The sequence below is a fragment of the Methylobacterium sp. FW306-05-D genome (assembly GCF_058782155.1).
Genome location: NZ_JBYSXL010000150.1, coordinates 1 through 3,447 on the forward strand (window position 1 = coordinate 1; position 3,447 = coordinate 3,447).

General features: G+C 73.4%; 3 protein-coding genes and 1 pseudogene. All 4 read left to right on the forward strand.

What is annotated here, in order from left to right; all coding sequences use genetic code 11:
* The first annotated feature begins 48 nt into the window (after positions 1-48).
* Positions 49-927: a YicC/YloC family endoribonuclease gene (locus AC3WLN_RS23785; protein WP_492485416.1), complete on the forward strand. Its 879-nt coding sequence runs from the start codon at positions 49-51 to the stop codon at positions 925-927.
* 12 nt (positions 928-939) lie between these two features.
* Positions 940-1,602 carry a guanylate kinase gene (gene gmk / locus AC3WLN_RS23790; protein WP_492485418.1) on the forward strand — a complete coding sequence of 221 codons (663 nt, stop codon included), beginning with the start codon at positions 940-942 and terminating at the stop codon, positions 1,600-1,602.
* Positions 1,603-1,699: 97 nt separating this feature from the next.
* Complete coding sequence (locus AC3WLN_RS23795; RefSeq protein WP_492485420.1) at positions 1,700-3,103, forward strand: dihydrolipoyl dehydrogenase; 1,404 nt, start codon at positions 1,700-1,702, stop codon at positions 3,101-3,103.
* Between the two features lie 69 nt (positions 3,104-3,172).
* Positions 3,173-3,447 (forward strand): annotated as a pseudogene (locus AC3WLN_RS23800) (IS481 family transposase); the annotation flags it as partial.

Consider the following 3,447-nt stretch of genomic DNA (forward strand, 5'->3'; position numbering starts at 1 on the left):
ACCCCCAGCCCCTCCCCACCAGGGACCGGGACGAACGCGAAGACAGCCATGATCCTTTCCAGCATGACGGGCTTCGCCCGCGCCGCGGGCACCACCGGGCCGGTGCAGTGGGCCTGGGAGGTCCGCAGCGTGAACGGGCGCGGGCTCGACGTGCGCCTGCGGGTGCCCAACGGCTACGACGCCGTGGGCGAGGTCGCCCGCACCGCCCTGCAGAAGAGCCTGGCGCGCGGCCAGTGCCAGCTCTCCCTGGCGCTCACCCGGCCGGAGGCGGCGCCCCGGGTCCGGATCAACGAGGCGCTGCTCGGCCAGCTCGCCGCCGCCATCGCCCGGGTGCCGCGGCCCGAGGGGCTGGCGCCCGCCACCCTCGACGGGCTTCTGGGCATCCGCGGCGTGATCGAATCCGACGAGGAGCCCGGCGCCGACGCGGAGGCCCTGGCCCACGACCTCGCCGCGGGCGTGGCCCGCCTCGTCTCCGACCTCGTGGCGGCGCGAAGGGCCGAGGGCCGGGCGCTCCTCGGGGTGATCGAGGGCCAGCTCGCCGAGATGGCCCGGCTCACCGCCGCGGCCGAGGCCTGCCCGGCCCGTAAGCCGGAGGCGGTGAAGGCGCGCCTCGCCGCCGCCGTCGCGACGCTGCTCGAGGGCGGCGGCCTCGACCCCGACCGCCTGCACCAGGAGGCGGTGCTGCTCGCCGCCAAGGCCGACGTGCGCGAGGAGCTCGACCGGCTCCAGGCCCACCTCGCCAGCGCGGCCGAGCTGCTGGCCGCCGGCGGCGCCGTCGGGCGCAAGCTCGATTTCCTGGCCCAGGAGCTCGGGCGCGAGGCCAATACCCTGTGCGCCAAGGCCAATGACATCGCGCTGTCGCGGATCGGACTCGACTTGAAGGCCGTGGTGGAGCAATTCCGGGAGCAGGTTCAGAACGTCGAATAGGTTTTTTCAGCGATGCGGGACGCTTTGACGATGGAGGCCGGGGCGATCGCGCGGCGCGGGTTCATCCTCATCCTGTCCTCGCCCTCGGGGGCCGGGAAGACCACCCTGACGCGGGCCGTGGCCGCCGATCCGAAATGGGGCCTCGACCTCTCGATCTCGGTGACGACCCGGCAGCGCCGCCCCTCCGAGATCGACGGCAAGCACTATCAGTTCATCGACCGCGAGGCCTTCGATGCGCTCCGCAGCGCCGACAACCTGCTCGAATGGGCCGAGGTGCACGGCAACTTCTATGGCACCCCGCGCCGCCCGGTGGAGAAGGTGCTCGGCGCCGGCCGGGACATGATCTTCGACATCGACTACCAGGGCACCCGGCAGGTGCGGGCCAAGCTCACCGAGGACGTGGTGACGGTGTTCATCCTGCCGCCCTCGCTGGCCGAATTGCGCCACCGCCTGGAGCGCCGGGCCGAGGATTCGCCGGACACCATCGAGAAGCGCCTCGCCAATGCCCGGATGGAGATCCAGCGCTGGAGCGAATACGACTACGTCATCGTCAACGACGACCTCGACGACGCCTTCCGCTCCCTGGAGGGCATCGTCATCGCCGAGCGCCTGAAGCGGGCCCGCCGGACCGGCCTGACCGCCTTCGTCGAGGGCCTGCTCGCCGAGCCCGACTGACGCGGGTTGCCGCAGACAGGAACGTTGGCCGCGGCCGGGGGTTGGCCCGCGATTCCGATGGTCGGGGTCGTGAGGCGCGAACCCGAGAGCCGGCGCGATGCGCGAGAGAGTCTGTGACATCGCCGTGATCGGCGCCGGCACCGCCGGCCTCGCCGCTCTCCACGCCGCCCGCGACGCCGGCGCCGACGCCGTGCTGATCGAGGCCGGGCCCGGCGGCACCACCTGCGCCCGCGTCGGCTGCATGCCCTCGAAGCTGCTGATCACCGCCGCCAACGCCGCCCACGCGGCCCGTAACGCCGCCCTCTTCGGCGTCGAGGCCGGCCCGGTGCGGGTGGACGGCCCCCGGGTGATGGCGCGGGTCCGGCGCGAGCGCGACCGCTTCGTCGCCGGCGTCTTCGAGAGCGTCGACGCCCTGCCGGCCGAGGCGCGCATCGCCGGGCGGGCCCGCTTCACCGCCCCCGACACCCTGGCGGTGGACGACCACACCACCCTGCGCTTCCGCGCCGCCATCGTCGCCACAGGGTCGAGCCCGGCCGTCCCCGAGCCCCTGCGCGACCTCGGCGACCGGCTGCTGACCAGCGACACGGTGTTCGAGATCCCCGACCTGCCGAACTCGCTGGCGGTGCTCGGCGGCGGCGCGGTCGGCATCGAACTGGCGCAGGCCATGGCGCGCCTCGGCGTCGCCGTCACCCTGTTCGACCCGGGCGAGGCGCTCGCGGGCCTGCGCGATCCCGGCCTCGCGGGCGAGGCGCGCCGGCTCTTCGGCGCCGAGATCACCCTCCATCTCGGCTGCGAGGTCACCGAGGGCGCCCGCACGGGCGACGGCGTGCGCCTGTCCTGGACGGACGCGGCCGGGCGCGGCGCGACCGGCAGCTTCGCGCGGGTACTGGCGGCAGCAGGCCGCTCCCCGAACGTCCGGCATCTCGGGCTCGCGGAGGCGGGCCTCGACCTCGACGACCACGGCCTGCCGGACTTCGATGCCCGCAGCCTGCTCTGCGCCGGCGGCCCGATCTTCCTCGCGGGCGACGCCAATGCCGACCGGCCGGTGCTGCACGAGGCCGCCCGGCAGGGGCGGATCGCCGGCGCCAATGCCGCCCGCCTCATCGCCTCCGGCCGGGCCACCGTCGAGGCGCCCCGGCGCTGGACCCGCCTCGCCATGGTCTTCACCGAGCCGCAGGCGGCCAGCGTCGGCGAGCCCTACGATCCCGAGGATAAGGGCCTGATCCTCGGCACGGTGGATTTCGGCGACCAGGGCCGGGCGCGGATCATGGGCGAGAATGCCGGCGCCCTCCGGCTGCACGCCGACCGCGACGGCCGCCTGAAGGGTGCCGAGATGCTCGGGCCGGCCTGCGAGCACCTCGCCCAGTTCCTCGCCCTCGCCATCGAGGACGGGCTGACGGCCCGAGCGCTCCTCGATCGGCCCTTCTACCACCCGACAGTGGAGGAGGGCCTGAAGACCGCCTTGGAGGACATCGTCTCGGCGCTGGATCAGCAGGTTTAGGTGTTTGATCCCGCGGTGTAGTGGTACAGTTGACCACCATGCTGCGAGGGCTTCGCTAGGGGCCAAAGTCTGCACGGCAGCGCCCGCACGACGGAGGCGGTCCGTCGCGCATACAGCTACGTCAAGAGAGCGTGAGAGCCGTCGCCAAGCGTTACGGCGTCGGCCCGACGACGATCCAGAAGTGGCGAACTCGGCAGACGACAGCCGATGCCGCCATGGAGTCGAAGGCGCCGCGCTCGACGGTCCTGACGCCGGAGGAGGAGGCGATCGTCGTCGCCTTTCGGCGACACACCCTGCTGCCGCTGGACGATTGCCTCTACGGCCTGCAGCCCACGATCCCGCAC

What these genes read in the sequence shown, in the direction of transcription:
- AC3WLN_RS23785 (WP_492485416.1), top strand. Translation starts at nt 49, where the DNA reads ATGATCCTTTCCAGCATGACGGGCTTCGCCCGCGCCGCGGGCACCACC.
- gmk (WP_492485418.1), top strand. Translation starts at nt 940, where the DNA reads ATGCGGGACGCTTTGACGATGGAGGCCGGGGCGATCGCGCGGCGCGGG.
- AC3WLN_RS23795 (WP_492485420.1), top strand. Translation starts at nt 1,700, where the DNA reads ATGCGCGAGAGAGTCTGTGACATCGCCGTGATCGGCGCCGGCACCGCC.